This is a genomic window from Acinetobacter sp. 1294243, assembly GCF_000588015.1.
Lineage (GTDB): Bacteria > Pseudomonadota > Gammaproteobacteria > Pseudomonadales > Moraxellaceae > Acinetobacter > Acinetobacter pittii.
Genome location: NZ_JFXG01000053.1, coordinates 1 through 1,537, shown reverse-complemented (window position 1 = coordinate 1,537; position 1,537 = coordinate 1). Strand labels below are relative to the sequence as shown.

The following is a 1,537-nucleotide window of genomic DNA, read 5'->3' as shown; positions in this document are numbered from 1 at the left end:
CTCTGACTCTGACAGTGATTCTGACAGCGATTCTGACTCTGACAGTGACTCGGATTCTGACAGCGATTCTGACTCTGACAGTGACTCGGATTCTGACAGCGATTCTGACTCTGACAGTGACTCGGATTCTGACAGCGACTCTGACTCTGACAGCGATTCTGACAGCGATTCTGACTCTGACAGTGACTCGGATTCTGACAGCGATTCTGACTCTGACAGTGACTCGGATTCTGACAGCGATTCTGACTCTGACAGCGACTCTGATTCTGACAGCGATTCTGATTCCGACAGCGACTCTGATTCCGACAGTGACTCAGACTCTGATAGCGACAGTGACTCAGACTCTGACAGCGACAGCGATTCTGACTCTGACAGCGATTCAGACTCTGACAGTGATTCTGACTCTGACAGTGATTCTGACTCTGACAGTGATTCTGACTCTGACAGCGACTCTGATTCTGACAGTGACTCAGACTCTGATTCCGACAGCGACTCTGATTCCGACAGTGACTCAGACTCTGATAGCGACAGTGACTCGGATTCTGACAGCGATTCTGACTCTGACAGTGACTCGGATTCTGACAGCGACTCTGATTCTGACAGTGACTCAGACTCTGATTCCGACAGCGACTCTGATTCCGACAGTGACTCAGACTCTGATAGCGACAGTGACTCGGATTCTGACAGCGATTCTGACTCTGACAGTGACTCGGATTCTGACAGCGACTCTGATTCTGACAGTGACTCAGACTCTGATTCCGACAGCGACTCTGATTCCGACAGTGACTCAGACTCTGACAGCGACAGCGACAGCGATTCTGACTCTGACAGCGATTCTGATTCTGACAGCGATTCTGATTCTGACAGCGACTCTGATTCTGATAGCGATTCTGACTCTGACAGCGATTCTGACAGTGACTCAGACTCTGACAGTGACTCGGATTCTGACTCTGACAGCGACTCTGATTCTGACTCTGACAGCGACTCTGATTCCGACAGTGACTCAGACTCTGATAGCGACAGCGATTCTGACTCTGACAGCGACTCTGATTCTGATAGCGACTCTGACTCTGACAGCGATTCTGACAGCGATTCTGACTCTGACAGCGACTCAGACTCTGACAGCGATTCTGACTCTGACAGCGATTCTGATTCTGACAGCGACTCTGATTCTGATAGCGATTCTGACTCTGACAGCGATTCTGACAGTGACTCAGACTCTGACAGTGACTCGGATTCTGACTCTGACAGCGACTCTGATTCCGACAGCGATTCTGACTCTGACAGCGACTCTGATAGCGATTCTGACAGTGACTCAGACTCTGACAGTGACTCGGATTCTGACAGCGATTCTGATTCTGACAGCGACTCTGATTCCGACAGCGATTCTGACTCTGACAGCGATTCTGACAGTGACTCAGACTCTGACAGTGACTCGGATTCTGACTCTGACAGCGACTCTGATTCCGACAGCGATTCTGACTCTGACAGCGACTCTGATAGCGATTCTGACAGTGACTCAGACTCTGACAGTGAC

1 protein-coding gene is annotated in these 1,537 nt (G+C 50.2%); it reads left to right on the top strand.

Translation table 11 applies throughout. The features are described from left to right. Positions 1-1,537 (top strand): MSCRAMM family adhesin SdrF (locus J655_RS25470; RefSeq protein WP_032053451.1); only part of this gene is annotated, 1,537 nt, incomplete at both ends.